Consider the following 25344-nt stretch of genomic DNA (forward strand, 5'->3'; position numbering starts at 1 on the left):
TCCGGTGTCTGGGGAGTTGGCTTCTGGGGGAGTTGGCTGCCGGTTCCGTCTGCGTCGGGGCCCGGCCTGTCCGATGACCAGACCCTACGCCCCGCCGCCCTCCCCCGCTGTGGCCTGCGCCACACTGTGGGACAGCTTTTCCAAGAGGCCTTTTCTTCCGCCCGAACCGTTGAGGCGCGGGGGAATTCCTGTACGATCCCCCGACGCCTTTTCCGGCACCCGCCCCTGTTCCGTGCGGGGCCACCACAACGATGCGAGACGGCGCAATGCTTCAGACACCCGACCGGCTGGACCCGGAGGTCGTGATCTTCGATTTCGACGGCGTCATCATCGACTCCGTGCCCACCAAGAACGGCGGCTTCGCCATCCTCTACGGCATCGACGATGCGGAGACGGAGGAGCGGATGCGCCAGACGATCTGGCGCAACGGCGGCCTCAGCCGCTTCAAGATGCTGGCGATCCTGGAGCGGGAGATGTTCGGGCGCGACCCCGGCCCGGCGGAGATCGACGATCTGGCTCGCCGCTACGCCGAGATCGTCGATCCGCGCGTCCCCGACTGTTCGCTGATCGCCGGCGCGGAGACGGTGCTGGACCGGCTGGACGGCACGCCCTGCCACCTCGTCTCGGGCACGCCGCACGAGGTGCTGATGGGCACCGTGCGCGCCAAGGGGCTGGAGCGGCACTTCCGCAGCATCACCGGCTCCCCCAACGTGAAGGCGGAAATCTTCGCGCGCATCGTCGCGGAAGGCGGGCACGACCCGGCGCGGGCGCTCGCCATCGGCGATTCCCTGACCGAGCTGGAGGCCGCCCGCAAGGCCGGCACGGGCTTCGTCGGCGTGGTGTCGGAAGGGCTGCCGAACCCCTTCCCGCCCGACGTGACGGTGGTCGGCGACCTGCACGGGCTCGCCCAACGACTCTGAGCGGCGGATTTGCGGTAAACGGTCGCATTGGGGTATTGTTTATGGGGCCAACAATCCATAAATGATTATGGCATCCTATGACGAAAGGGAGGTCCGTATGCCCGTGCCGAAAGAGGCTGCCGAAGCCGCCCGTGACCGTTATCTGGCGATCCTTAGCGGGTACCCCGGTATGACCCGCGCCGAAGTCACGAAGCTGTCCGACGACTACGCCATCGCGGTCAATTTCGCGTCGGGCATCCCCGACGATCTTCCCAAGGATCTGGACGGCGTGCCGGTGATCGCACGCACCCAGTGACGCTCAGCCCCAGTGACGTTCAACCATTGACGCGCAAACGCGACGCCCGGTCCAGACCATGGACCGGGCGTTTCGTATATTCGGGACTTACGCCGGGTTGGATGGGGTGGTGGCGTCGGCGCGCTCGGCCGGTGCCTTGTTCATCGCCATCGCCATCATCTGGCTCGCCTGCGCGGTGCAGGTCGCGGCCAGCGTGCGCACCGTCTGGCCGCCTTCGACGAGAAGCCGGCTGAGCATCGGGCCGGGCGCTTCGAAGGTGCCGATGAAGATCCGCTCCTCCTCCCCTTTGCCGGCGAAGCCGCGCTTGAACAGGTGGACGCCGGGGTTGGCCTGGGCGTTGACCCCATGCAGGTCGTAGCGCTTCCCGCCGTTGGCCTTCACCCACTGCATCGCCTTCCAGTGCACGAGGAAGGCCGCGTTCAGCGGCAGCCCGGCCTCCGCGGTCGCCGAGTTCTGCATCAGCGCGGTGTCGCCGAGCAGCGACACCACCACGCCGGCCACCGGTTCGCCGTTGTGGGAGGCCATCACGGCGTGCATCTTCATGCCGTCGGGCAGGGCGCGGTGGACCTTCGTCAGGGTGCGGCTGTCGAAGGCGCGGAAGCCCTTGCGGCGCTGCGTCTGGATGAACAGGTCGTCGATGGCATCCAGGATCTCCGGAGATGAGCCCTCGACGATCTCCAGCCCTGCCCCCTCGGCTTTGGTAAGGCCACGGCGCCAGTGGCGGGACAGGTCCTTGTGGATCGTCGCCTCGTCGCGGGTCAGGTCCATGATGAAGGTGCGGTAAGGGGCCTTGGCGTCGCTGTGCCGCATCCCCAGCGCCTCCAGGGCGGACAGCGCGCCGGCGCCCTCCCCTGCCCCGTCCTCGATGCGCGGCAGGACGCGCAGGAACAGCCCGCGCCGGACGCTGTACTCGGCCTTCATCGCGTCCATGATCGCCAGGAAGTCGGCCGGATCGGCTTGCCGGCCCTTGGGGCGCCACAACGGTCCCCACATGACCAGCGCGATGCCGCCGATGCCCGGAACCCGGCGGACCAGCAGCTGCGCCGCGGCGACCGGCTGGCCATCCCGGCGCAGCACGATGTGGCTGAGGTCGCGGCCGGGATGGGCGATGCGCCCGAAATCCCAGGTCTGAAAGATGTTGGCGTCGTCGAATCCGTTCATGACGGCGTACCAGCCGCCGCGGTCCATACGGTCGATCTCGACAGCCGGTGAAGCGTCCAGGCAATCGCCCCCAAGTGCGTCGGTGTGAATCTGGCGTTTCCCCAGCGAAGTCACGTCGAACCTCTCGCGTGGTTGGTCGAATGGGCGCAATCGGGGCGGACGTGGAACCTCGCCCGTCCCGCTTCCCTGGCTGGAGGCCAGAGCCGTCTTATCGTCAAAGGTCGAAGCTCCGCGGAAGGTCTTAGGCAGATCACGCGCGGCCTACGGTCTTTGCGATCGTCCATAAACAATAGGAGGCGCACGGGAAAATCACACAAACCCTGATGGGTTCGCGCAAAATCCCACTGGATTATTCTCTGTGGCTAAGCGCTTTTTCTGGGGATTGCATGGATACGCCCGTATCGAGCGGCATGCTGCGGTGCAATACGACCAATTTGACGACCCAGGGCGGGGTTTGAGGTCTCCGCTCGTTCAGAACATGGTCAGTTGGATGATGCCGTCCGCGCGGGCATGGCGCTCCGCCGCGTTGGCGGCGGCGTCCTGGGCGCCTTCCTGCGATTGGGCGATCCCGACGGCAATGCGCTCCCCGGCCACCGAGACGGTCCAAGTCCAGCGTCCATCGGTCCGCCACGACACGGCCAATTCGCAGCCATGCGCCTGACACACCAGCTGCCGCACCGACCAGTTCGCCGCCATTCGCGCAACCCCACAGCCCCGGCGCCTCCTCCGGCCCCGTATGCCTTAGTTATGCACCGGAGAGGCCATGTTCCGCCAGTGCCGGCTGCTCCGCACCGCGGGTAGACACCCATTGCGGGGGTTGGGACGACTTGATAGCTTCCCAGACGACTCCGGCACAATGGGGCGACGAGGGGGCAATGACCGGCGACGATTTGAAGCTGCTGCGCGAGAGGCGCGGCCTCACCCAGACGCAGATGGCCGCGTTCGTGAACGAACTGACCGGCCGCCGCTACGACAAGCAGCGGCTCAGCAAGTGGGAGACGGGACGCGAGCCCCTGCCCCGCGACGTGCTGGGCCGTCTGTTGCTGCTGTCCCTGGAGCAGCCGGCGACCGCGACGCCGCGGGCCGGCACGACCATCGCCATCGGCTTGCAAAAGGGCGGCACCGCCAAGACGGCGACCTCGATCAACGTCGCCTTCATGCTGGCCCGGTCGGGCAACCGCGTGCTGCTGGTGGACGCCGATCCGCAGGGCAACGCCACGGTCCATGTCGGCGTGCCGCAGACCGACGTGGTGGCGCTGACCGAGCAGGGCAGGGTGCTTTACCACGCGCTGATGGGCAAGGCGAAGCTGGCCGAGGTCATCCGCCCGACCAGCGTGGAAGGGTTGGACGTCGTGCCGTCGAGCATCGCGCTCGCCAGCGCCGACACCGAGCTGCCCGGCAACCTGACCAACGCCCAGACCGCCATGGCGGAGATGCTGGACACGGTGCGCGGCGCGTATGACTTCATCCTGATCGACTGCGCGCCGAACCTGGGGGCGGTCACCATCAACGCGCTGACCGCGGCGGACTTTGTGCTGATCCCCTGCCAGGCGGAGCCGCACGCCATCCTGGGCGTGAACGCCTTCCTCGACACGGTGACGAAGATCCAGCGGCGGCTGAACCCGAACCTGCGGGTGCTGGGCGTGCTGCCGACCATGCTGAATCCCCGCCAGACCCAGGACCGCTCCTCGCTGGACGACATCGGCCGGCTGTGGGGCGAGAATTACCGGGTCTTCCCGCCGGTGCCGCGCGCGACGATCTACGCGCAGGCCGCCGGGGCCAACGTCATCACGCTCGACGCCGACATCGGCGCGCCGGGCGTGGAAAGCTACGCCGCCATCGCCGGTGCCCTGCTGAAGGCCACCGGACGCATCCGGGAGTCGTCCGATGCCGCCTAAGAAGCTGACCCGCCAGACCGCCGCCACGGTTCTGCAAGCCAAGAACACCGCCCCGGCCCTGGAGACCGACCGGCTGTTCGGGTTGACCGGCGCCCTGCCCCGGCTGATCGAGGCCGACGTCGCCGCCATCCGCACCGACCCCAACCAGCCGCGCACCGTCTTTGACGAGACCGCCCTCGCCTCGCTGGCCGCGTCCATCGAGCGGCACGGGCTTCAGCAGCCGGTGCTGGTGCAGGAGACGGCGGAGAAGGGCGTCTACCGTCTCGTGGCCGGCGAGCGCCGCCTGCGCGCCCACCAGATGCTCGGCCGCCCGACCATCGCCGCCATTATCACCAAGGGCAAGGCGGAGGAGATCGCGCTGATCGAGAACGTCCAGCGCGTGGACCTGGACGCCATCGATCTGGCCCGCGGCCTGACCCAGCTGATCGACAGCCACGGCTACGCCCAGGCGGAGGTCGCCGCGGTGCTCGGCTGTTCCGAGGCCGAGGTGTCGAAGCGGCTGAAGGTGCTGGACCTGCCGACCGACATCCTCCGCGAGTACCGGGAGAACCCCGACGCGGTGTCCCGTTCGGCCCTGGTCGAGCTGGCCTTCGTCGGCGACGAAGAGGAGGTGCGGCGGCTGTGGCAGTCGGCGCGCACCGGCGGGCTGACGGTGCAGTCGGTGCGCGCGGCGCGGGCGTCCAAGGCGCCGGGCTCGGCGGAGCCGATGCGCGTGCTCGGCCGCTCGATCAACCGCATCGAGAAGGAGCTGAAGGCCATCGATGCGGTCAGCACCGCGATGCAGAAGGAGCATCGGGAGCTGTTGCGGGACCTGCGGATGCGCATCGACGATCTGCTGGGGGAGTGAAGGGTTTCGAAATCGAAAGCGTCTTTAGGTTGTGGTATTTTAAAGATTGAGCAACCTATAAGGGCTTTCGAAGTCGAAACGTGAAATGCCCCAGGGCGTCAATTTTGGACAGTATTGCCCCCACCCCGACCCTCCCCCGCTGCGCAGGGGAGGGGGCAAAAAAAGTTCCCTCCCCTGCGTCAGCGGGGGAGGGTCAGGGTGGGGGCAAAGCCCCGACGACTCATGCAAGAAGCACCGCGCAAACGGCGCTGTGCCTCGCCTTAGACGGCCTGCTGCGGACGCATGTCCGCCGGGTCGATGCCGGCGACCGCCACCGGCTTCTTCATGGCATCGCGGCGGAACGGCTCGCCCAGCTCCTGGTTCAGGATCACCTCGACGAAGGTGGTGATGCCGCGGCCCTGGTCCTCGATGGCCTGGCGCAGGGCGGCGGTCACCTCGTCCTGAGTGCGCGCGGTGACGCCCTTCAGGCCGCAACCCTCCGCCACCTTGGCGTAGCTGAGCTTGGGGTTCAGCTCCGTGCCGACGAAGTTGTTGTCGAACCACAGCGTCGTGTTGCGCTTCTCCGCCCCCCACTGGAAGTTCCGGAAGATCACCATGGTGACCGCCGGCCATCCCTCGCGCCCGATGGAGGACATCTCGTTCATCGAGATGCCGAAGGCGCCGTCACCGGCGAAGCCGACCACCGGCGTGTTCGGGCAGCCGATCTTCGCCCCGACGATCGACGGGAAGCCGTAGCCGCAGGGGCCGAACATGCCCGGCGCCAGATACTTCCGCCCTTCCTCGAAGGTGGGGTAGGCGTTGCCGATGGCGCAGTTGTTGCCGATGTCGGTGGAGAGGATGGCGTCCGCCGGCAGGGCCGCCTGGATGGCCCGCCACGCTTGCCGCGGCGACATGCGGTCGGACTCGCGCTCGCGCGCCTCGGCGTTCCAGCTCGTTCCGGGATCATCCTCCTCATGGTCGAGCGAGGACAAGAGCTGAAGCCACGCCGACTTGGTCTGGTGGATCAGTGCGCGGCGCTCCAGCCGGCCCGTGTCTCCGGCGCCGGGGGCGAGCTGCGCCAGGATCTGTTGGGCCACCTGCTTGGCGTCGCCGCAGATGCCGACCGAGACCTTCTTGGTCAGGCCGATGCGATCCGGGTTGATGTCCACCTGGATGATCTGCGCGCCCTTCGGCCAATAATCGATGCCGTAGCCGGGCAGGGTGGAGAAGGGGTTGAGCCGGGTGCCGAGCGCCAGCACGACGTCGGCCTTGGCGATCAGCTCCATCGCCGCCTTGGACCCGTTGTAGCCGAGCGGCCCGACCGACAGCGGGTGGCTGCCGGGGAAGGCGTCGTTGTGCTGGTAGCCGCAGCAGACCGGCGCGTCCAGCCGCTCCGCCAGCGCGATGCTGTCCGGAATGGCCCCGCCGATCACCACCCCAGCGCCGTTCAGGATGACCGGGAATTTCGCTTCCGACAGCAGGCGGGCCGCCTCGGCGATGGCCTGCCGTCCGCCGGCCGGGCGCTCCAGCCGGACGATCTGCGGCAGCTCGACGTCGATCACCTGGGTCCAGAAATCGCGCGGCACGTTGATCTGCGCCGGGGCGCAGCCGCGCCACGCCTTCTCGATGACGCGGTTCAGCACCTCGGCCATGCGGCTGGGATCGCGCACCTCCTCCTGGTAGCAGACCATCTCCTTGAACATGGCCATCTGCTCGACCTCCTGGAAACCGCCCTGGCCGATGGTCTTGTTGGCGGCCTGCGGCGTCACCAGCAGCATCGGCGTGTGGTTCCAGTAGGCGGTCTTGATCGAGGTGACGAAGCCGGTCACGCCGGGTCCGTTCTGGGCGATGGCCATGGCCATTTCCCCGGTGACACGGCTGTAGCCGTCGCAGATCAGGGCGGCGTTGGTCTCGTGCGCGCAGTCCCAGAACCGGATGCCGGCCTTGGGAAAGAGGTCGGAGACCGGCATCATGGCCGAACCGATGATCCCGAAGGCGTGCCGGATGCCGTGCATCTGAAGGACCTTCACGAACGCTTCCTCGGTGGTCATTTTCATGGTGCGCATCCTCGTTTCATGGATGGGTGGCGTGGGATGAAAGGGGAGGGTGGCCAAGGGTGACCGGCCGGCGGTCAGCCGGCGATCACGCGCGGCATGGCCCGCTCGCCGGGGCCGGGACAAATGGCGGGCCGGTGCACGGCGATCAGGGGGGCGTAGCCGTCGGCCCCCTCCGGCATCGGCATGCTGAACCAGCGGTAATGGCGCCCGCTCCAGACGAGCAGCCCTTGGCTCAGGCCATGGCCGTCCACCGCGAAGCGGTCGATCAGGCGTCCGGCGAGGCCGGCGGACAGCGGCTCGTAGACGATGCCCGAACCGGAGCGGAAGCCCACGCGGGGGCAGGAGGGCGAGCCGCAGATGTAGAGGCTCCGGGCACCCATCGCCTTGGCGCGGGTCATGAGGAAGGCCAGGGCGGAGCCGTGATCGGTGTGGTCTTGCGGCATGTCTGCTCCTTTCCCGATTGAGGGGTGAAGAGGCGGGGCCAGAGTGGAGGGCTCAGGCTTCCCCTGCGCCGTAGAAGAGGGTCACGGTGTGCTTTGCCTCGGCGAAGAAGAGCCAGCGCTCGGCGATCACCCCCAGCGCGGCGGCGGCGGCGGCCAGCAGCGCCAGGGTGCCGGACAGGGCGCCGGGGCCGGCGACCAGCGCGCCGAGGCTCAGCGCCGCCGGCAGGGCGAAGGCGGCGAGGCGGGTGATGAAGCGCAGGCGGACGGCGTGGCGGCGCCCGACGCGGAAACCCATTTCCTTGAGCAGGTAGTTGTCCTCGCTGTGCGGGGCGTCGAGCAGGCGGACCCGCCCGATGTGCCCCAGCCCGGTCGCCGTCTCCGCCGTGCTGACGGGGCGGGCGGTGGCGCAGTGCCGCCAATGCCCTTCCTTGGCCGCCCAGGCCAGCGCCACCGACGCCAGCGCCAGCAGGGAGGACCAGCCCGCCGCCTGTCCCGCCATGCCCAGCAGCGCGTTCAACAGAAGCGCCCCGGTCATCAGCGACAGCGCCAGATAGCTGCGCGGCACCCAGGGGTTGGCCCACTGGCGGATGGGCTTCAGCGAGGCGTAGATCATCGCCGTGCAATAGACGGTGACCGCCGCCATCGCCGCGGTGATCCAACCGGCGACGCCCGCCACGCCGCTCCCCAGGAAGAGCCAAGCGATGGCGAAGACGCCCGCCGGCAGGAAGGTAGCGACCGCCGCCACGCCTTCGCGCGACAGCCAGGAGCTGCGCCATTGCGACAGCGCCCGCCACGCCCGTTCCGGCCGGCCGAGATGGGCCAGCGAGGACAGCAGCCCGGCCACCACCAGCCCCAGGGCGAGGGCGAGGGCGGCGAAGCCGAACAGCGGGCTCGCCGGCAGCAGGCCGAAGGGCGCGAGCAGGCCGAGCAGGGCAAGCAGACCGTAGCCGGCGCCCGCGGCGCTGGTGAAGAAGATGATCGAGAAGGCCGGATGCATGGAACTCCCTCCCTCAGCGCGCCAGGATGCGGTCGGCCCATTTCAGCAGGCCGTGGAGCGGCAGATCGTCGTTGGCGCTGTCCCTGGTGATGCGCTCGTCGAGCGCCAGGGCGGGGCGGGGCCGGGGCGGCAGGTACTTGTTGGTCGGCTCGTAGCCCAGCTCCGGCATCAGGTCGTAGCCGCCGCGCTCCGCCACCAGCTTCGAGACGGCGGAGGACGGGTCGGCGAGGTCGCCGAAATGACGGGCGGAGGTCGGGCAGACCATGACGCAGGCCGGCACCCGCTCCGATTCCGCCAGCGTCTCGTTGTGGATGCGGTCGATGCACAGGGTGCATTTCTTCATCACGCCGACGTCCTGGTCGAACTCCCGCGCGCCGTACGGGCAGGCCCAGGAGCACAGCTTGCAGCCGATGCACAGATCCTCGTTGACCAGCACGATGCCGTCCTCTGCGCGCTTGTAGGAGGCGCCGGTCGGGCAGACGGTCACGCAGGCCGGCTGTTCGCAATGCAGGCAGGAGCGCGGGAAGTTGGTGGTGCGCGACCCGCAGCCGCCCTTTTCGGTTCCGGCCTCGAAACTGTGGATGCGGTTGAACCACACCCCGTCCGGGCCGGCGCCATAGGCGTCGGTGTCGGTCAGCGGCGCCATGTGGCCGCCGGCGTTCCACTGCTTGCAGGCCACCGCGCAGGCGTGGCAGCCAACGCAGGTGTCGAGGTCGATGACCAGCCCCAGCCGGGGGGCGCCGGGTTCGCGGTTGGGAAGGCTCGTCATGACCGTACTCCCCGAGACGTGGGCCGGAAGACGGCGCCGGTGCGCAGGATGGCGGGCGGTGGCTCGACGCCCGGCGGCATGGCCTGGGCGGGGAAGCGCGGCATCGTCTCGGCCCGCTCCTTCGGCGGGGCCTTCTCGACGCGGACGCGCAGGTCGTACCAGGCGGCCTGTCCGGTCACCGGGTCGGCGTTGGCGTGGCGGTAGCCGTTGCGCTCCGGCAGTAGCTCCGAGATCAGGTGGTTGAGGAGGAAGCCCTTCGTCCCCTCCGGCGCGTCGGTGGACAGGTTCCAGGCGCCGGAGCGCTTGCCGATGGCGTTCCAGGTCCACACCGTCCCGGCCTCCACCCCGTCCATCAGCTGGACCGGCACCCGGATGCGCCCGGTCGGGCTGGTCACCCAGGCCCAGTCTCCGTCGGCGAGGCCGAGCGCCTCGGCGGTGGAGCGCGCGATGTAGAGGCTGTTGCGCGCCAGGATCTGCCGCAGCCAGGCGTTCTGCGAGCCCCAGGAATGGTACATGGGCATCGGGCGCTGGGTGACCGCGTGCAGCGGGAAGGCGCTCTCGTCCAGCCCGTCCTCCTCCAGCGGCGGATACCAGAAGGGCAGGGGGTCGAAGTAGGCCTCCACCCGCTGCCTCTTGTCGGCGGGCGGCACCACCGCGCCGTGCCCGCGCGCGGCGAGGCGGAATTTCTGGAGCGGCTCGACGTAGAGCTGGAGGATCACCGGCTCCGGCTTGTCGAGGAAGCCCATGCGGGTGGCGGTCTCCAGATAGGCCTGGTTGGCGTGCTTGAAATAGTGCTGCTCCGGCGGCAGCTCGAAATGCCAGAAGCAGCCGTTGCGGACGTAGCGGTCGAGCTGGTCCGGGTTGGGCGCGCCCTTGCCGGCGTCCTTCCCGTCGGCGCCGCGCCAGCCGGCCAGCGGGCCGATGCCGGGCTTGCGCTCGTGGTTGGTCATGTAGTCGGGATAGCCGCCGGGGTAGCGCGGGCTGCCGTCCTCCCGGACGAAGGCCGGCAGGCCGAGCCGCGCGCCCAGCTCGATCAGCACGTCCTGGAAGGGCCGCACGTCGCGGTCGGGGGTCAGCACCGGCTGGCGGATGGAATCGCCGGGGCCGTGCGCGCTGCCGATCGGACGGTCGAGCAACGAGATGCAGTCCCACCGCTCCAGATAGGTGGTGTCGGCCAGCACGAGGTCGGCGTAGGCCACCATCTCCGACGCGTAGGCGTCGCAATAGACGATGAAGGGGATGCGGTATTCGCCGCTGTCGGGGTCCTTGTCGGACAGCATCCGCATCGTCTCGGACGTGTTCATCGACGAGTTCCAGGCCATGTTGGCCATGTACATGAACAGCGTGTCGACGCGGTACGGGTCGCCTTCCCAGGCGTTGGCGACCACCATGTGCATCAGCCCGTGCACCGACAGCGGCGCGTCCCAGCTGAAGGCCTTGTCGATGCGCAGCGGCTCCCCGTCCTCGCCGACCAGCAGGTCTTCCGGCCCCATGGGGTAGCCGAGCGGCATCCCGGCGATGGCCTTGCCGGGGCCGGTCTCGCCGCGCTTGCCGGCGGGCTTGGGGCCCGGCGGGGCGGGGCGGGGGTAGGGCGACTTGTAGCGCCAGCCGCCCGGCACGTCGATGGTGCCCAGCAGGATTTGCAGGATGTGGATGGCGCGGCAGGTGTGGAAGCCGTTGGAATGGGCGGAGATGCCGCGCATGGCGTGCATGGCGATGGGCCGCCCGACCATCCGCTCGTGGCGCCGCCCCGCCCAGTCGGTCCAGGGCTGCTCGATGGTCAGCGTCTCCTGGAAGGCGAGATGGGCCATTTCCGCGGCAATGCGGCGGATGGTGTCGGCGGGAACGCCGCAGCGCTCGGCCACCGCCTCCGGGGCGTGCTGCGGGTCGAGGTAGCGTTCGGCCAGCAGATGGAAGGAGGGCACGGCCCGCCGCCCGTCCGGCAGGGTGACGGCGCCGACCAGCGCCGGGCGGATGCCGGCTTGCGTGGCGGGAACGGCGCGCTGCTCCACCGCGTCCCAGGCCAGCGGGGCGCCGTCGGCGTCGCGGGCGAACAGGCCGTCGTCGGGGGCGCCGGGGTCCTGGATGACCAGCCAGGGGGCGTTGGTGTAGCGGACCAGATACTCGGCGTCGATGCGGTCGGCGCGCAGAAGCTCGTGGATCAGGGCGAAGACGAACAGCCCGTCGCTGCCCGGACGGATGCCGACCCACTCGTCGGCGATGGCGGAATAGCCGGTCTTGATCGGGTTGACGGAGACGATCTTGGCGCCGCTCGCCTTCATCTTCGACAGGCCGATCTTGATCGGGTTGCTGTCATGGTCCTCGGCCACGCCGAACAGCAGCAGGTAGCGGGTGTGGTCCCAGTCCGGCTCCCCGAATTCCCAGAAGCTGCCGCCCAGCGTGTACATGCCCGCCGCCGCCATGTTGACGGAGCAGAAGCCGCCGTGCGCCGCGAAGTTGGGCGTGCCGAACTGCGCCGCCCAGAAGCCGGTCAGCGACTGGCTCTGGTCGCGTCCGGTGAAGAAGGCGAGCTTGCTGGGGTCGCTGTCGCGGATTTTGGACAGGCGTTCGGTCAGGATGGTCAGCGCCTCGTCCCACTCGATCTCGCGGAACTCGCCGGTGCCGCGCTCCCCGGTGCGCAGCAGGGGCTTGCGCAGTTTGGCCGGGGAGTTCTGGGTCATGATGCCGGCGGACCCCTTGGCGCAGATCACGCCGTGGTTCACCGGATGGTCCTTGTTCCCCTCGATGAAGCGGAGCTGGCCGTCCTTGATGTGCACTTTGATGCCGCAGCGACAGGCGCACATGTAGCAGGTGGTGTATTTGACCGTGTCGGAGACGGTCGGCGAGGGGGCGATGTCCTCGCGCGGCGATTGGTAGCGGTCGAGCCAGCCGCGCGCGTCCTCGGGCGCCGCCGGCCCGCTCCTTCGCTGGAAGCCCTGGGTGAAGGCGAACCCGCGCGCACGCTGGCCGCCGACGTCGTCGATCTTCGCCATCCTGATCCGTTCCCTTCCGGAATGCCTCCCCCGTTCCCTCCCGGCGGGGGCCGGGAGAGGGGGCGGTGCAGCCGTGTCGTTCTTCAAAAAGGCGGATGCGCGGTCAGTCCGCGAGCCGCTGCGCGCCCGACCGTTTCGCGGCCTCGGCCATCAGCGCGTCGAGGGCCGCCGGCAGGTCGCCGGGCACGTCGACCACGATGGCCCCGGCGTGTTCCAGCGCGCCGCGCTTGGAGGCGTAGCTGCCGCGGTCGCCGGTCACAATCGCCCCGGCGTGGCCCATCTTCTTGCCCGGCGGGGAAGCGCGGCCGGCGATGAAGGAAACGACGGGCTTGTCCGTCTTCGCCACCAGTTCCGCCGCCTCCTCCTCCATGCTGCCGCCGATCTCGCCGACCAGCGCGATGGCGTCGGTGCCTGGATCGTCGATCAGGGCTGCCAGCGCGTCCTTGGTCGTCGTGCCGATCATCGGGTCGCCGCCGATGCCGAGGAAGGCCGACTGCCCATGGCCGCCGCGCACGAGGTTCAGGCAGACCAGCGTGCCCAGGCTGCCGCTGCGCGAAATGACACCGACCCGGCCCGGCTGGAAGACGCGCGGGTTGAAGGCGGGCATGATGCCGACGAAGCCCTCGCCCGGAGTCACGATGCCGGCGGTGTTCGGCCCGATGATGCGGGTGCCGTGCTCCGCCGCCGCGGCGTGCATCTCCATCACGTCGTGCGACGGGATGTGCTCGGTCAGGCAGACGACGGTCTTCGCCCCCGCCTCGATGGCGTCGATGGCGGCGGCCCTGGCGGCGGCGGGCGGGATGAACATCACCGACACGTCGAAGCCGCCGTTCGCCATGGCCTCCTTCGCGGTGGCGAAGATGGGCACGCCGCAATGGTTCTGCCCGGCCTTCTTCGGGTTCACGCCGCCGACCACGGTGGTGCCGTAGGCCTGCATCTGCTCGGTCCAGAAGGTGCCCTGCTTGCCGGTGATGCCCTGCACCAGGACCCGGTCGCTCTTGCGTACGATCATCGCGCGGCCTCCACGGCTGCCGAGATGGCGTCTTCCATCCGGTCGTAGGGTTCGATCCCCAGCTCCTCCCGCACCATGCGCACGGCCTCGTCCTCGCCGGTGCCGTGGATGGAGAAGAAGACGGGGATGGTGGGGTTCAGCGTCTTCCAGGCCTGGATCACCCCGCCGGCCATCACGTCGGTGCGGGCGAAGGCGCCGCAGAAATTGACGACGAGGCTTTTGACGCCGGGGTTGGACAGCACGAGGTCCAGCGCCTCCGTCCCCTTGGTGTAGGCTTCGCCGCCGATCTCCAGGAAGTTGGACGGACGCCCGCCGGCGTGGCTGACCACGTCCATGGTCGTCATGGTCAGCCCGGCGCCGTTGGCCAGGACGCCGACGTTGCCCTCCAGCTCGATGTATTTAAGGTCGAGCGCCCGCCCGCGCTCCTCCAGCGCCGACAGCGGTTCCCTGGCGCCCAGTTCGGCGATGTCGGCCTGCCGGTAGAGGGCGGCATCGTCCACCGTCAGCTTGCAGTCCAGCGGCACGATGCGGCCGTCGGCGAGCAGGGCGAGCGGGTTGATTTCCAGCAGCTCGGCGTCGTGCTGGCGGTAGACGCGGTAGAGATCGACCAGCATCGCCGCCACCGGCACGGCGGCCTCGCCGAGGTCCAGCCCCAGCAGCAGGCGGCGCGCGTCCGCCGGGCCGAAGCCCTTGCGGATGTCCACCGCCATGCGGCGCAGGGACTCGGGGCGAGTCGCCGCGACCTCCTCGATGTCCATGCCGCCCTCGGTGGAGAACAGGACGAGCGGGCTGCGGCTGGCCGGGTCGTTCAGCACCGCGGCGTAGAATTCGCGGGCGATGGCGGCCTGCTCCTCGACCAGCACGCGGGCAACCGGGAAGCCGCCGATCTCCATGCCCAGGATGGCCTGCGCGGATGCTGCGGCCTCCTGCGGCGTGGCGGCCAGCTTGACGCCGCCCGACTTGCCGCGCTTGCCCGTCGGCACCTGCGCCTTGACGACCACCGGCCCGATGGCGCGGGCGGCGGCTTCGGCCTCCTGCACGCTGGCGCAGAGGCGCCCCTGCGGGACGCTCAGCCCGGCGCGGGCGAGCACGGATTTTCCGGCATGTTCCTCGAATTTCATCGTCGCCTCCGTCAGCGTCCGTGGCGGGACCAGAAGGGGCCGAACAGGGCCTCTTCGCTCGGCTTGTCCTCCGGGATCGGGCGGACGAGGTGGGTGATGTTGACGAAGTGCTTCCAGTTCAGGTTTTCGGAGATGGAGTTCTTCTGCCAGCTCCCGCAGCCCATGGAGAGGGTGAAGTTCAGCCCGCTGTCGAAGCCTCCGCCGTTGCCGAAGGTGTGGGCGAAGTTGACCAGCACGCGCACCACGTCCAGCTCGTCGGCCAGCCGCCGGGCGTGCGCCTCGTCCCGCGTGTGGATGCCGCAGGAATGGCCGCGCCCCTGGTGGTCGAGGATCTTGCGCACCTGATCGACCGCCGCGTCGAAGTCCGGCACCCGGTAGACGGCGAGCACCAGCGACAGCTTCTCGCCGGAGAAGGGATGCGCCTTGCCGACGCCGGTTTCCTCCACCAGGAAGAAGCGGGCCTCGCGCGCCTTGGGCGCCAGCGCGAACGCCTCGGCCAGGATGGCGGCGTCCTTGGCGATCAGCTTGCGGTTCAGCTTGCCGTTCTCCCACAGGCGGGACTGCACGCGCTCCCGCTCCTCCGCGGTGCAGAGATAGGCGCCGGCCTCCTCCAGCGCCGCGATGGTCGCATCGTAGACGGAGTCGAGAACGACGAGCGCGTTCTCCGACGAGCAGGAGGTGGAATTGTCGAAGGTCTTGGAGGCGCAGATCTTGCGCGCCGCCTCGGCCAGATCGGCGCTCTCGTCCACGATGACCGGGACGTTCCCGGCCCCGACGCCGATGGCCGGGGTGCCGCTGGAATAGGCGCGGCGCACGTTGTCCTGCGAGCCGGTGACGACGACGAGGTCGACCGCCTCCATCAGCGCCTGGGTCAGGCCCTTGGTGATCGGGGTGGGGATCATCTGCACCAGATCCTCCGGCGCGCCGATGCGCGCCAGCTCGGCCCGCATCAGCTCGACCGTGCGGCCGGTGGCGGCGGAGCCCATGGGGGAGGGGGCGATGATGATGGCGTTGCGGCCCTTGACGGCCATCATCGCCTTGTTGACCGGCGTGGCCGCCGGGTTGGTGGAGGGGGTGACGGCGCCGACGACGCCCAGAGGCTTGGCGATCTTGACGATGCCCTTGGCGGTGTCCTCCTCGATCACGCCGACGGTGCGCACCCGCATCAGGTCGCGCAGCGTGCCGAAGGTCTTGCGCTGGTTCTTGGTGATCTTGTCCGCGACGTTGCCGAGGCCGGTGTCGGCCACCGCCAGCTCCGCCAGGGCGCGGGCGCGGCCCGGCTCGTAGATGGCCCAGGCGAGCGCGGCGACGGCGTCGTCCACCTGCTCCTGCGTCGCGTCGGCGAAGGCGCGCTGGGCGGCGCGGGCGCGGGCGACGAGGGTGGCGACGGCCTCCTGGTCGGCGCTGGCCGGCGTTCGGTCGAGCATGATGTTGTCCATTGTGCTTATCTCTCTCCCTGAAGGTTCGTTTGTTGGTTCGGACGGTCAGGCTTTGAGCACCCGGTGGGGCGGCTCCTTGGGCGGGCGACGGAGCAGGGGCTTCACCACCGGCCACATCGACCAGGCGAGGAAGATCGCGGACAGCGCCAGGATCGTTCCGCTGATCGGGCGGGTGAAGAAGACCGCCATGTTGCCTTCGTAGTTGGCGAGCGAGGTGAGGAAGTAGCGCTCGCACAGCGGCCCCAGGATCACGCCCACCACCAGCGGGGCCGGCGGGAAGTTGGTGCGCTTCATGAAGTATCCGACGACGCCGAAGGCGAGGCAGACATAGACGTCGAAGAGGTTGTTGCGCACGCCGTAGGCGCCGACGACGCTCAGCACGATGATGAAGGCGCCGAGGATGGCCGGCGGCACGCGCATCAGCGTCGAGAAGACCCGCGCCACGCCCATCGCCGCGACGATCATCAGCAGGTTGGCGATCAGCATGCTGGCGAAGATCGTGTAGACCAGCGTGGTGTTCGAGGTGAAGAGGAGCGGGCCGGGGTTCAGCCCGTGGATCAGCATGGCGGCCAGCATGATCGCCGTGGCGGCGCTGCCGGGGATGCCCAGCGTCAGCAGCGGGATCATGGCGGTGCCGGTGGTGGCGTTCTTGGCCGCCTCCGGGGCCGCCAGCCCTTCCTCCATGCCGGTGCCGAAGCGGTCGCCCTTGCCGCAGGCCTGCTTCTCCACGCTGTAGGCGATGACCGCCCCCACCGTGGCCCCGGCGCCGGGGATGACGCCGATGGTGCAGCCGAGGCCGGTGCCGCGCAGGATCGAGGACTTGATCCGCCATAGGTCCGACAGGCCGACCTGCTTGCCGGGCTTGGCGGTGACGGAGCGGGCGCCGCCGGTCCGCTTGCAGATCAGGTCCACCACCTCGCCGATGGCGAACAGGCCGATCATCACGACCGTGAAGTTGATGCCGCTCTCCAGGTCGGGAACGCCCAGCGTCAGGCGGGGCATGCCGTACATCGGGTCGACGCCGACCGTGCCGATCAGCAGGCCGAGGAACATCGAGACGGCGCTCATCAGCGGCGCGTCCTTGGCGATGGCGATGACGCTGACGAGGCCGAGGATGGTGGCGGCGAAGAATTCCGGCTGGTCGAACTTCAACGCGAAACTGGCGAAGGGCGGGGCGCCGAAAGTCAGCAGCAACGCGCTGGCCAACCCGCCGAAGGCCGACGCGGTGATGGCGATGCTCAAGGCCCGCGAGGATAGGCCCTTGCGCGTCATCGGGTAGCCGTCCCAGCAGCTCGGCAGCGAGGCCGGCGTGCCGGGGATGTTGATGAGGATCGAGGAGATCGAGCCGCCGAACACGCCACCCACATAGATGCCGCCGAGGAAGGACATCGCCGTGACCGGCGGCAGCAAATAGGTGAAGGGCAGGGCGATGGCCATGGCGTTGACGAAGGAGATGCCCGGCAGCGCGCCGGCCACGACCCCAAGCATCAGGCCCGAGACGAGAAGGACGAAATTGTAAGGGTCGAGGGCGCCGGCGAAGCCACCGGCCAGATTGGCGAGGATATCCATGGGACGATCCTTCCGGTGGCCGGCTCAGTAGATGCCGAGCAGGCGGTAGAGCGCGACGGTGAAGTCGTCGAAGACGCCATGGCCGCGGTTCAGCGGCATCTGGGCGAGCAGGACGAAGATGTAGAGCAGCACGACGCAGCCGATCCCGGTGACCAGCGCCAGCGTGAGCGGGCGCCGGATGCCGCCGATGACGCACCACAGGGCGACGAAGGCGAGGGTGGCGACTGGAAAGCCGAGCTGCGGCAGGGCGATGCCGTACAGGATCACCAGCCCCAGCCCGATCATGGCCCGGCCATTGGCGTAGCCTTCGTATTCCTCGTCGATCGGTTTCTGCTGGTGGACCGCGCGGCGCAGCGCCAGGAGTTCCTTGGCGATCCAGATCACGGCGCACAGCCCGACCGCGCCCAGCATCAGCCGGGGCCATCCCGTCGGTCCCACCGGGTCGGGCAGGCCGGCGATCATGGTGCTGTCGCGCACGATGTGTTGCGAGAGAAGAAGCGACCCGAAGAGCAGGGCCGCGGGTGTCGCCAGCCGGCGAAGACCGTGGGACAGGGGAGTCACGGTTCCCTCCCTGAGGAGCGATGAAACGGGTGGGGTGGATTTGGAACCGGACTCAGCCCGGTGTCTGGCCGACGGTCTTGGTCGCGAAGCGGTCCAGATAGCCCTTCACGGTTTCATAAAAGGCCTTGACCTCCTCCTTGGCCTGGTCCGGCGTCACCAGCGTGTCGACGCAGGTGAAGGTGTCGGCGCAGAAGGTCTTCCATTCCGGGCTCGCCAGCACCTTGGCGGCGGCCTCGTGCAGTTTCTGCACGCGCTCCGGCGGCGTGCTGGCGGGCACGGCCAGCGTGCGGAAGTTCGGCAGGTCGCCGATGTCCAGACCCAGCTCCGCCGAGGCGGGAACGTCGGGGAAGGAGGGGTGGCGCTGCTTGTCGAACACGACGATCGGGCGCAGGTCGCCGGACTTCAGGAACTGCGCGACGTCGCCCGGCTCCTCGTAGATCGCGTCGGTGTGGCCGCCGATGGGGGAGGCGTAGCGTTCCGACGGGCGGGCGAAGGGGACGTTGGTCACCGGCACGCCCTGGCTTCCCAGATACTTCAGTGTGATGTCGTCCTGCGTGCCGTAGCCGGAGGTGGCGACGCGCAGCTTGCCGGGGTTGGCCTTGGCGTGGGCGGCGAAGTCCTCGTAGGTCTTGAAGGGGCTGTTCTTCGAGACGTAGAGCATCGACGGCGAGTTCTGCATCATCGCCACATAGACGAAGTTGTCCGGTTTCGCCGTGCCCAGGCCCGACGCCCAGGAGGAGACGGACAGGGCGATCAGCGTGCCGACCGTGTAGCCGTCGGCCGGGTTGGTCAGGACCCGCGTCAGGCCGGCGTTGCCCGACGCCCCGGACACGTTGACGACGGGCATGGCGACGCGGAGATGGGGTTCGGCGAGGCGGGCGAACTGGCGCGCCATCAGGTCGGCGCCACCGCCGGCCCCGAAGGTCGCGATGACCTCGATGGGGCGCGACGGGTAGTCGTCGGCGCGCGCGGGGTCGGATGACAGGACGGGTGTCAGCAGCGCGGCCACCGCCGCGGTGAGCGTCAAGGCGTTGCGGAGCATTTGCATTCCCTCCCAGGGTTTGTTTTTTTGACCGTCAGGCGTGCAGGCCGGGTGCGGCGCCTCCCTTGGCTGCGGTGGTGGCATAAGGCGCGCCCGGCGTGGCGGAGCGGCGGCGCCCGGCGACGATCTGGGCGATGGCGGCGGCGGCGATGCGGGCCGCCGGCGGGTCGGCGCGCGAGGTGAGGACGATCGGCACCGCAGCACCCAGCACGATGCCCGCGGCGACCGCGTCCAGGAAGTGCACCAGCGCCTTGAACAGGGCGTTGCCGGTCTCGATGTTCGGCACCACCAGGATGTCGGCGGCCCCGGCGCAGGGGTGGGACAGGTTTTTGATCCGCGCCGCCTCGGCGGACACCGCGAGGTCGAGGGCCAGCGGCCCGAACACCGTCGCGCCCGGCACCTCCTGCTGGCACAGGCGGGTCAGCCGGTCGGCGTCCATGCTGGAGGGCACCCGTTCGGTCACCTCCTCGGTGCAGGACAGCAGCGCCACGCGCGGATCGCTGCCGCCGACCAGCCGCCACAGCTCCACGGCGTTGCGGATGATGTCCAGCCGGGTGTTCAGCGACGGCGCCACGTTGATCGCCGCGTCGGTGATGACCAGTTCGCGCCCCGACCCCGGCAGCGTCATGTGGAAGGCGTGGGTGAAGCGGCGCCCGGTGCGCAGCCCGTTCTTCGGGTCGAGGGCCGCGAGCATCAGCGTGTCGGTGTGGATGTGCCCCTTCATCAACGCGCCGACATCGCCGGAGCGGGCGAGCGCCACCGCGATCCGCGCCGCCGCCGCGTCGTCCCTGGCCGGAACCACGCAGGCGCCGTGGAGTGTCCAGCCGATCCGGCGGGCGCTGTCGGCGATGGCCGCGGGATCGCCGACCAGCACCGGCTCGATGAGGCCGAGGGCGGCGGCGCGCCGCGCGCTTTCCAGCGCGACCGGCGATCCCGCGGCGACCACCGCCGTGGGAACCGGCTCCAGGGAGGCGCTGCGCGCCATCAGCCGGGCCGGGCATCCGGCGGCGGTCGTCTCAAGCGTCCTTGCCATGGCGTCCGTCATCCTTAAGGTGAGAGGGCCGGCTCGGCCGGGGCGTCGATGCCCAGCGCGTGGGCCATGTCGCTCGCGGCGCGGTGCAGGACCGGCAGCCGGTCGGTCACCGATTCCCGCGACAGCCGGACTTTCGGCGCCTGCACCGCCAGGGCGGCGACCATCCGTCCCGCGCCGTCGCGGATCGGCACCGCCGCGCAGAAGACGCCCGGCATGTATTCCTCGTCGTCGAAGGAGTGGCCGCAGGTGGCGATGCTGTCCAGTTCCGCGCGGAACAGCGCCGGGTCGCACAGCGTCGCCGCCGCCATCCGTGGCAGCGGCAGGCAATCCAGCAGGCGCCGCCGCGGCAGCTCCGGCAGGAAGGCGAGGAACAGCTTGCCCATTGCCGTGCAGTGCAGCGGCACCCGCGAGCCGACGCCGAATTCCAGGCGCAGGGGCCAGCCTTCCACCTCGACGCGGTCGAGATAGACGACGTCGCCGCCCTCCAGCACGCCGATGTTGCAGGTCTCCCCCAGCTCAAGGCTGAGCGCCCGGAGCCGGGCGTGCGACGGCGCTTGGGCCAGGGAGCTGCGCAGCGTGTTGAGCGCCAGAGTGCGCAGCTTCGGGCCGACGGTCACCAGCCGGCCGTCGATCGGGCGGGCAAGGAAGCCGCGCTCCTCCAGCATGGCGATCAGCCGGTGAGCGGTCGGCTTCGGCAGGGCCAGCTTCTCGGCGATGTCCTTGACGGCCATCGGCTGCCCCGCCCCGGCCACCGCGTCCAGCAACGCCAGGACGCGGTCAGCGGCCGGCCGGCGGTCGGCCGATCCGGTGTCGGCGGCATCGTCAATGGTTGGCTCGGGGGGCTCCCGCAACGGACCGGAGCCCACGGCGATCTTCCGCGTCATCGTTCCTCCCGTGACTGGAAGCGTATCGCTCGGCCTCTTGGTCTCATTCAGCGATACAATTTGTATCATTAACTCACAGGACCCTGGGTCACGCAAGCCCAAAAAGTTCGTGTACCCAATTATCCGTGCATGCGGGGGCATGCCCCGCCGGCATCCCGCGGCTTGGGCAATGAAACGTCCGGTTTTGAAGAGCGATGGGGGTAGGAAGACTATCCGAACTGCGCGGACAGGGCCTCGGCGCCGCGGCGGAGGATGGGCAGGACCTGTTCGACGCGGTCGTGCGACAGCCGGACCTTCGGCGCCTGCACGGCGATGGCCGCCACCGTCCGGCCCATGGAGGACAGGATCGGCACGGCCACGCAGAACACGCCCACCACATACTCCTCGTCGTCGAGCGAGTAGCCGCGCGCGGCGATGCGCTCCAGCTCGGCGGCCAGCGCGTCCGGATCGGTGAAGGTGTGGGCGGTCTGCGCGGAGAAGGGGCCGGAGGCGAGCAAGCGGCTCCGCATGCCGTCCGGCAGGGTGGCGAGGAACAGCTTGCCCATGGCCGTGCAGTGCATCGGCACGCGCGATCCCACGCCGAACTGGAGGCGCAGGGGCCAGTGCTCGACCTCCACGCGGTCGAGATAGACGACGTCGCCGCCGTCGAGCACGCCGACGTTGCAGGTTTCCCCCAACTCGGCGCTGACCGCGCGCAGCACGGAGCGGACCGGCGCGCGGGACAGCGAGGCCCGCAGGATGCCGACCGCCAGCCGCGCCGCCTCGACACCGATGATGACGTCGCGCGTTTCCAGGTCCCGCGCCAGAAGCCCCTTGTCGATCAGGCCGTTGACGAGGCGGTGGGCGGTCGGCTTGGGCAGGCCGAGCGTCGCCCCGATGGTCTTCACCGCCAGCGGACCGGAAGCCGACGCGACCAGCTCCAGGATCGCGAAGGTCCGGTCGGTGGCGGCGGCCTTCGGCTTGGCCGGGTCGTCAGGAATCTGCGTGCTGCGTGTTTTCAAGGTTCGCCTGCCCTGGCGGTTTCAGCGTCTCATTGAGTGAGACGTGACGCATATAGACCGGCCGCTTTGCGCAGGCAATAGGCAACGGGTGCTGAGCGCGGTCTCGGAGGGGGCGAGACAATCGCACGTGATGTCCCCTCTCCCGTCCCGGGAGAGGGAAGGGGCCCGCGCGTAGCGTGGGAAGGGTGAGGGTACTGCCGAGAATCGGCGCCTCGATCCTCGGTTCCACCCTCACCCGCCCGCTGCGCGGGCACCCTCTCCCGGGACGGGAGAGGGATTTGATGCCAAACGCGATCACTGTGTGGAAGGGCAGGCCGTGACGGAGCTTACAAACACCCGACCCAACCGGATCACTGCTAATCTCAGAAAGAAATTTGTGTGAAACGTATAATACATAGAAAAATTTTCTACGCTATGGCGTAGCCACAGCCAAAAAAGTAAAAAATTCTCATACGAACCATGCGATATTGACAATCACTACAGGTGCTTCGCGAAAATTGCCGAAGCGAGAGTCTAAAAAGAAAACCAACAAGTAAAATCCTAGCTGGTCTGGGTTTTTACGTAAGAAAGAGGGACTTCCGTTGTCGACTTCATTTCCTCCATGGCGAACATTGACGAGACATCCTGAAGTTCGATGCGCTCGATGAGCTTTCGGTAGAAGGCATCATAGGCCTTGATGTCCGGAATGACCACCCGCAGCAGATAGTCGATTTCGCCGCTCAGGCGGTAGAGATCGACAACCTCCGGTATGTCGGCCACCACGCGGCGGAACTCCTCCAGCCATTCCGCCGAATGTTTGCTGGTTCGGACGGCCACGAAGACGGTCACGTCGACGTTCAGCTTGGCCCGGTCCAGCAACGCCACGCGGCGGCGGACATAACCTTCCTGTTCAAGGCGTTGCACACGGCGCCAGCAGGGGGTGGCGGACAGGCCGACCTGCTTGCCGAGGTCGGCGAGCGACAGGGTCGCGTCGGCCTGGAGGGCGGCCAGGATCTTCCGGTCGGTGGCGTCGATGGTCATCGGGGTTGCTCAGGGCCTTCGCGGTTGGGACGGATGATTTTGCTCGTTTGGCCCGCCAGGAGAAAAGCTTTTTCGTTTTGAGGATTTTGCATGCACCCGCATGCCGCCATCACGGGCACACCGCCCGGCCTTTGAGCAGGCGACGGCCGCCACCACAGGGCTAAACCAGGAAAGATCAGGAAGATGAGCGACACCATCGCCACGGACAAAGCCCCGGCCGCCATCGGCCCCTACGCCCAGGCCCGCGTCGCCGGGGGGCTGCTGTTCGTCTCCGGCCAGCTGCCGATCGACCCGGCCACCGGGGCCTTCGCCGGCCCGGACGCGCCGACCCAGGCGGCGCGCAGCCTGACCAACATCGCGGCGATCGCCGAGGCCGCCGGAACCAGCCTGGCGAAGGCGGTGAAGATGACCGTCTACGTGACCGACCTCACCCAGTTCAAGGCGGTGAACGAGGTCTATGCGGGCTTCTTCCAGGCGCCGTTCCCCGCCCGCTCGACCGTCGAGGTGTCCGCGCTGCCGCTCGGCGCGTCGGTCGAGATCGACGCCGTCATCGCGCTTTGAGGGTGACATGACCGCTTCCGCGCAGACCGTGCCGTTTCCTCCCGGCGCCGGTTCGATCCGTCAGCCGTTCCGCCTCGATTACACCCCGCTGCCCGAGGTTGCCTGCCGCGACTGGACCCGGCGCGCGATCGAGCTGCTGGAGACCGAGGCGGCGCGGTCGCCCGACACGCCGTTGCTGAAGCTCGACGTTCCGGAGTTGGCCGGGATCGACGTCTATCTGAAGGACGAATCGACCCATCCCACCGGCAGCCTGAAGCATCGCGTCGCGCGGTCGCTGCTGCTGTTCGCCATCTGCAACGGGCGGATCGGCGAGGGCACGCCGGTGATCGAGGCGTCGTCGGGGTCCACCGCGGTGTCGGAAGCCTATTTCGCCCGGCTGCTCGGCCTGCCCTTCCACGCGGTGATGCCGCGCGGCACCTCGGACGAGAAGGTCGCCGCCATCGAGCTGCACGGCGGGCGCTGCCACTTCGTCGACTCCTCCAAGGCGATCTACGCCGAGGCGGCGGCGCTGGCGGTGCGGCTGGGCGGCGTCTATCTCGACCAGTTCACCTACGCCGAGCGCGCCACCGACTGGCGCACCGACAACATCGCCCAGTCGATCTTCGGGCAGATGCGCAGCGAGCGCCATCCGGTGCCGGACTGGATCGTGATGAGCGCCGGCACCGGCGGCACCGCTGCCACCATCGGGCGCCACATCCGCTACCGCCATCTGCCGACCCGGCTGTGCGTTCCCGACGCCGAGCATTCGGTCTTCTACGAGAGCTTCGTCAACCGCGACGCCGCGCTGACCTGCGAGCGCGGGTCGCGCATCGAGGGCATCGGGCGGCCGCGCGTCGAGCCGTCCTTCATCCCCGAGGTCGTAGACCAGATGATCAAGGTGCCCGACGTGGCGTCGCTGGCGGCGATGCGGGTGCTGTCGCGGCGGCTGGGCCGGATGGTCGGCGGGTCCACCGGGACCAACTTCTTCGGGCTGTGCTGGATCGCCGGACGGATGCGCGACGCCGGGCGGGCCGGCTCGCTGGTGACGCTGATCTGCGATTCCGGCGAGCGCTACCGCAACACCTACCACGACGACGCCTGGATGGGGCGGGCCGGTTTCGACACCGCCGCCGACGAGGCGCGGATCGAGGCCTTCCTTCAGGGCGGCCCGTCCCTCTGACGCAAAGAACAAGCGCTTTCAAAAAACAAAAATCGCCACCGCAAGACAATTGGCAGAGAACAGGAGCATTCACCGATGGACGAGTTTCGCACACTTCTGCGCAACGCGATGAAGAGCCGCGCGATGGTCTATGAAGCGGCCTTCGACGAGATGCGCAAGGAGATCGGCGAGGAGAAGGCCCGGGAGATCATGGCGCGCACCATCTATCGCCGGGGTGCGGCCATCGCCCACAATTTCGCGCCCCACGCCCCGGCCGATCTGGCCGGCCTGCGCGACTCCTTCCTGAAGTTCATCCCCGACGCCGAGGCCCAGTTCGGTCCCGAAGTCGTGCGCTGTACCGACGAGGTGCTGGAGATCCGCTTCCACACCTGTCCGCTGAAGGAAGCTTGGCTGGAGGCCAACCTGCCGGCTGAGACGGTGGAGACGCTCTGCGAACTCGCCGGCGCGGTCGACAAGGGCACCTTCGAGACCGCCGGCTTCGAGATCGAGGTCGACACCTGGAAGCCGGGCCGCAGCACCTGCTGCCACCTGACGATCACGCCGGGCGCCGCCGCGCCCGCCGCCGCGAACTGACCGTCCAGCC

At 69.0% G+C, this 25344-nt stretch carries 24 protein-coding genes; 7 read left to right on the forward strand and 17 right to left on the reverse strand.

What is annotated here, in order from left to right; genetic code table 11:
* The first annotated feature begins 266 nt into the window (after positions 1-266).
* Positions 267-920 (forward strand): HAD family hydrolase, encoded by a 654-nt coding sequence (locus ACFPMG_RS15150; RefSeq protein WP_376995929.1) that lies wholly within the window; start codon positions 267-269, stop codon positions 918-920.
* A gap of 169 nt (positions 921-1089) precedes the next feature.
* Complete coding sequence (locus ACFPMG_RS15155; RefSeq protein ID WP_376995930.1) at positions 1090-1215, forward strand: hypothetical protein; 126 nt, start codon at positions 1090-1092, stop codon at positions 1213-1215.
* 87 nt (positions 1216-1302) lie between these two features.
* Here ACFPMG_RS15155 and ACFPMG_RS15160 read toward each other — a convergent pair whose 3' ends face one another.
* Together ACFPMG_RS15160 and ACFPMG_RS15165 are read right to left on the reverse strand one after the other, a co-directional pair.
* On the reverse strand, positions 1303-2490 hold the full coding sequence (locus tag ACFPMG_RS15160) for a lipid II:glycine glycyltransferase FemX (RefSeq protein WP_376995931.1): 1188 nt from the start codon (positions 2488-2490) through the stop codon (positions 1303-1305).
* A 357-nt stretch (positions 2491-2847) separates the two neighbouring features.
* Positions 2848-3072, reverse strand: a complete 225-nt coding sequence (locus ACFPMG_RS15165; protein ID WP_014200230.1) for a hypothetical protein — start codon at positions 3070-3072, stop codon at positions 2848-2850.
* 179 nt (positions 3073-3251) lie between these two features.
* Between ACFPMG_RS15165 and ACFPMG_RS15170 the strand changes: the two genes are divergently transcribed.
* Positions 3252-4274: an AAA family ATPase gene (locus ACFPMG_RS15170; protein ID WP_376995932.1), complete on the forward strand. Its 1023-nt coding sequence runs from the start codon at positions 3252-3254 to the stop codon at positions 4272-4274.
* Positions 4264-5121, forward strand: coding sequence for a ParB/RepB/Spo0J family partition protein (locus ACFPMG_RS15175; protein ID WP_376995933.1), 858 nt, complete (start codon positions 4264-4266; stop codon positions 5119-5121). The genes ACFPMG_RS15170 and ACFPMG_RS15175 overlap by 11 nt, the downstream gene beginning before the upstream one ends.
* 260 nt (positions 5122-5381) lie before the next feature.
* On the opposite strand, the gene xsc is transcribed toward ACFPMG_RS15175, so the two are convergent.
* From xsc to ACFPMG_RS15250, 15 genes are all read right to left on the reverse strand, one after another.
* Positions 5382-7157, reverse strand: a complete 1776-nt coding sequence (xsc, locus tag ACFPMG_RS15180; RefSeq protein WP_376995934.1) for a sulfoacetaldehyde acetyltransferase — start codon at positions 7155-7157, stop codon at positions 5382-5384.
* 74 nt (positions 7158-7231) lie between these two features.
* Complete coding sequence (locus tag ACFPMG_RS15185) at positions 7232-7600, reverse strand: hypothetical protein (protein ID WP_376995935.1); 369 nt, start codon at positions 7598-7600, stop codon at positions 7232-7234.
* Between the two features lie 52 nt (positions 7601-7652).
* Positions 7653-8597 (reverse strand): dimethyl sulfoxide reductase anchor subunit family protein, encoded by a 945-nt coding sequence (locus tag ACFPMG_RS15190; protein WP_376995936.1) that lies wholly within the window; start codon positions 8595-8597, stop codon positions 7653-7655.
* 13 nt (positions 8598-8610) lie between these two features.
* Positions 8611-9366 (reverse strand): 4Fe-4S dicluster domain-containing protein, encoded by a 756-nt coding sequence (locus ACFPMG_RS15195; RefSeq protein WP_376995937.1) that lies wholly within the window; start codon positions 9364-9366, stop codon positions 8611-8613.
* The gene (locus tag ACFPMG_RS15200) at positions 9363-12359 is read right to left on the reverse strand and encodes a molybdopterin oxidoreductase family protein (protein ID WP_376995938.1); all 2997 of its coding nucleotides are present in this window, start codon (positions 12357-12359) and stop codon (positions 9363-9365) included. The genes ACFPMG_RS15195 and ACFPMG_RS15200 overlap by 4 nt, the downstream gene beginning before the upstream one ends.
* A 103-nt stretch (positions 12360-12462) precedes the next feature.
* Positions 12463-13371 carry a succinate--CoA ligase subunit alpha gene (locus tag ACFPMG_RS15205; RefSeq protein ID WP_376995939.1) on the reverse strand — a complete coding sequence of 303 codons (909 nt, stop codon included), beginning with the start codon at positions 13369-13371 and terminating at the stop codon, positions 12463-12465.
* Entirely contained in the window at positions 13368-14492 is a 1125-nt protein-coding gene (locus tag ACFPMG_RS15210) for a succinate--CoA ligase subunit beta (RefSeq protein ID WP_376995940.1), read from the reverse strand. Before ACFPMG_RS15210 ends, ACFPMG_RS15205 begins: the two co-directional genes overlap by 4 nt.
* An 11-nt stretch (positions 14493-14503) precedes the next feature.
* Positions 14504-15931: an acylating sulfoacetaldehyde dehydrogenase gene (sauS, locus tag ACFPMG_RS15215; RefSeq protein WP_376995941.1), complete on the reverse strand. Its 1428-nt coding sequence runs from the start codon at positions 15929-15931 to the stop codon at positions 14504-14506.
* 45 nt (positions 15932-15976) lie between these two features.
* Positions 15977-17500: a tripartite tricarboxylate transporter permease gene (locus tag ACFPMG_RS15220; protein ID WP_376995942.1), complete on the reverse strand. Its 1524-nt coding sequence runs from the start codon at positions 17498-17500 to the stop codon at positions 15977-15979.
* Between the two features lie 24 nt (positions 17501-17524).
* On the reverse strand, positions 17525-18061 hold the full coding sequence (locus tag ACFPMG_RS15225) for a tripartite tricarboxylate transporter TctB family protein (RefSeq protein WP_376995943.1): 537 nt from the start codon (positions 18059-18061) through the stop codon (positions 17525-17527).
* 52 nt (positions 18062-18113) lie between these two features.
* Entirely contained in the window at positions 18114-19103 is a 990-nt protein-coding gene (locus ACFPMG_RS15230) for a Bug family tripartite tricarboxylate transporter substrate binding protein (RefSeq protein ID WP_376995944.1), read from the reverse strand.
* Positions 19104-19137: 34 nt separating this feature from the next.
* A complete protein-coding gene (locus ACFPMG_RS15235; protein ID WP_376995945.1) occupies positions 19138-20136 on the reverse strand; it encodes a bifunctional enoyl-CoA hydratase/phosphate acetyltransferase in 999 nt (332 codons plus the stop codon).
* Between the two features lie 14 nt (positions 20137-20150).
* Positions 20151-21020 carry an IclR family transcriptional regulator gene (locus ACFPMG_RS15240; protein ID WP_376995946.1) on the reverse strand — a complete coding sequence of 290 codons (870 nt, stop codon included), beginning with the start codon at positions 21018-21020 and terminating at the stop codon, positions 20151-20153.
* A 209-nt stretch (positions 21021-21229) separates the two neighbouring features.
* A complete protein-coding gene (locus ACFPMG_RS15245; RefSeq protein WP_376995947.1) occupies positions 21230-22021 on the reverse strand; it encodes an IclR family transcriptional regulator in 792 nt (263 codons plus the stop codon).
* Between the two features lie 540 nt (positions 22022-22561).
* Entirely contained in the window at positions 22562-23041 is a 480-nt protein-coding gene (locus ACFPMG_RS15250) for an Lrp/AsnC family transcriptional regulator (protein WP_103040629.1), read from the reverse strand.
* A 183-nt stretch (positions 23042-23224) separates the two neighbouring features.
* Between ACFPMG_RS15250 and ACFPMG_RS15255 the strand changes: the two genes are divergently transcribed.
* From ACFPMG_RS15255 to ACFPMG_RS15265, 3 genes are all read left to right on the forward strand, one after another.
* Positions 23225-23602, forward strand: coding sequence for a Rid family detoxifying hydrolase (locus ACFPMG_RS15255; RefSeq protein ID WP_200475884.1), 378 nt, complete (start codon positions 23225-23227; stop codon positions 23600-23602).
* Positions 23603-23609: 7 nt separating this feature from the next.
* Positions 23610-24761 carry a PLP-dependent cysteine synthase family protein gene (locus tag ACFPMG_RS15260; RefSeq protein ID WP_376995948.1) on the forward strand — a complete coding sequence of 384 codons (1152 nt, stop codon included), beginning with the start codon at positions 23610-23612 and terminating at the stop codon, positions 24759-24761.
* Positions 24762-24836: 75 nt separating this feature from the next.
* Positions 24837-25334, forward strand: coding sequence for an L-2-amino-thiazoline-4-carboxylic acid hydrolase (locus tag ACFPMG_RS15265; RefSeq protein WP_114861325.1), 498 nt, complete (start codon positions 24837-24839; stop codon positions 25332-25334).
* Positions 25335-25344 lie beyond the last annotated feature (10 nt).

Origin of the sequence: Azospirillum himalayense, from assembly GCF_042657465.1 — a bacterium.
Taxonomy (GTDB): domain Bacteria; phylum Pseudomonadota; class Alphaproteobacteria; order Azospirillales; family Azospirillaceae; genus Azospirillum; species Azospirillum himalayense.

Coding starts and splice junctions, on each gene's coding strand:
- ACFPMG_RS15150 (WP_376995929.1), top strand. CDS start 267: ATGCTTCAGACACCCGACCGGCTGGACCCGGAGGTCGTGATCTTCGAT.
- ACFPMG_RS15155 (WP_376995930.1), top strand. CDS start 1,090: ATGACCCGCGCCGAAGTCACGAAGCTGTCCGACGACTACGCCATCGCG.
- ACFPMG_RS15165 (WP_014200230.1), bottom strand. CDS start 3,072: ATGGCGGCGAACTGGTCGGTGCGGCAGCTGGTGTGTCAGGCGCATGGC.
- ACFPMG_RS15170 (WP_376995932.1), top strand. CDS start 3,252: ATGACCGGCGACGATTTGAAGCTGCTGCGCGAGAGGCGCGGCCTCACC.
- ACFPMG_RS15175 (WP_376995933.1), top strand. CDS start 4,264: ATGCCGCCTAAGAAGCTGACCCGCCAGACCGCCGCCACGGTTCTGCAA.
- xsc (WP_376995934.1), bottom strand. CDS start 7,157: ATGAAAATGACCACCGAGGAAGCGTTCGTGAAGGTCCTTCAGATGCAC.
- ACFPMG_RS15185 (WP_376995935.1), bottom strand. CDS start 7,600: ATGCCGCAAGACCACACCGATCACGGCTCCGCCCTGGCCTTCCTCATG.
- ACFPMG_RS15190 (WP_376995936.1), bottom strand. CDS start 8,597: ATGCATCCGGCCTTCTCGATCATCTTCTTCACCAGCGCCGCGGGCGCC.
- ACFPMG_RS15195 (WP_376995937.1), bottom strand. CDS start 9,366: ATGACGAGCCTTCCCAACCGCGAACCCGGCGCCCCCCGGCTGGGGCTG.
- ACFPMG_RS15200 (WP_376995938.1), bottom strand. CDS start 12,359: ATGGCGAAGATCGACGACGTCGGCGGCCAGCGTGCGCGCGGGTTCGCC.
- ACFPMG_RS15205 (WP_376995939.1), bottom strand. CDS start 13,371: ATGATCGTACGCAAGAGCGACCGGGTCCTGGTGCAGGGCATCACCGGC.
- ACFPMG_RS15210 (WP_376995940.1), bottom strand. CDS start 14,492: ATGAAATTCGAGGAACATGCCGGAAAATCCGTGCTCGCCCGCGCCGGG.
- sauS (WP_376995941.1), bottom strand. CDS start 15,931: ATGGACAACATCATGCTCGACCGAACGCCGGCCAGCGCCGACCAGGAG.
- ACFPMG_RS15220 (WP_376995942.1), bottom strand. CDS start 17,500: ATGGATATCCTCGCCAATCTGGCCGGTGGCTTCGCCGGCGCCCTCGAC.
- ACFPMG_RS15230 (WP_376995944.1), bottom strand. CDS start 19,103: ATGCTCCGCAACGCCTTGACGCTCACCGCGGCGGTGGCCGCGCTGCTG.
- ACFPMG_RS15235 (WP_376995945.1), bottom strand. CDS start 20,136: ATGGCAAGGACGCTTGAGACGACCGCCGCCGGATGCCCGGCCCGGCTG.
- ACFPMG_RS15240 (WP_376995946.1), bottom strand. CDS start 21,020: ATGACGCGGAAGATCGCCGTGGGCTCCGGTCCGTTGCGGGAGCCCCCC.
- ACFPMG_RS15250 (WP_103040629.1), bottom strand. CDS start 23,041: ATGACCATCGACGCCACCGACCGGAAGATCCTGGCCGCCCTCCAGGCC.
- ACFPMG_RS15255 (WP_200475884.1), top strand. CDS start 23,225: ATGAGCGACACCATCGCCACGGACAAAGCCCCGGCCGCCATCGGCCCC.
- ACFPMG_RS15260 (WP_376995948.1), top strand. CDS start 23,610: ATGACCGCTTCCGCGCAGACCGTGCCGTTTCCTCCCGGCGCCGGTTCG.
- ACFPMG_RS15265 (WP_114861325.1), top strand. CDS start 24,837: ATGGACGAGTTTCGCACACTTCTGCGCAACGCGATGAAGAGCCGCGCG.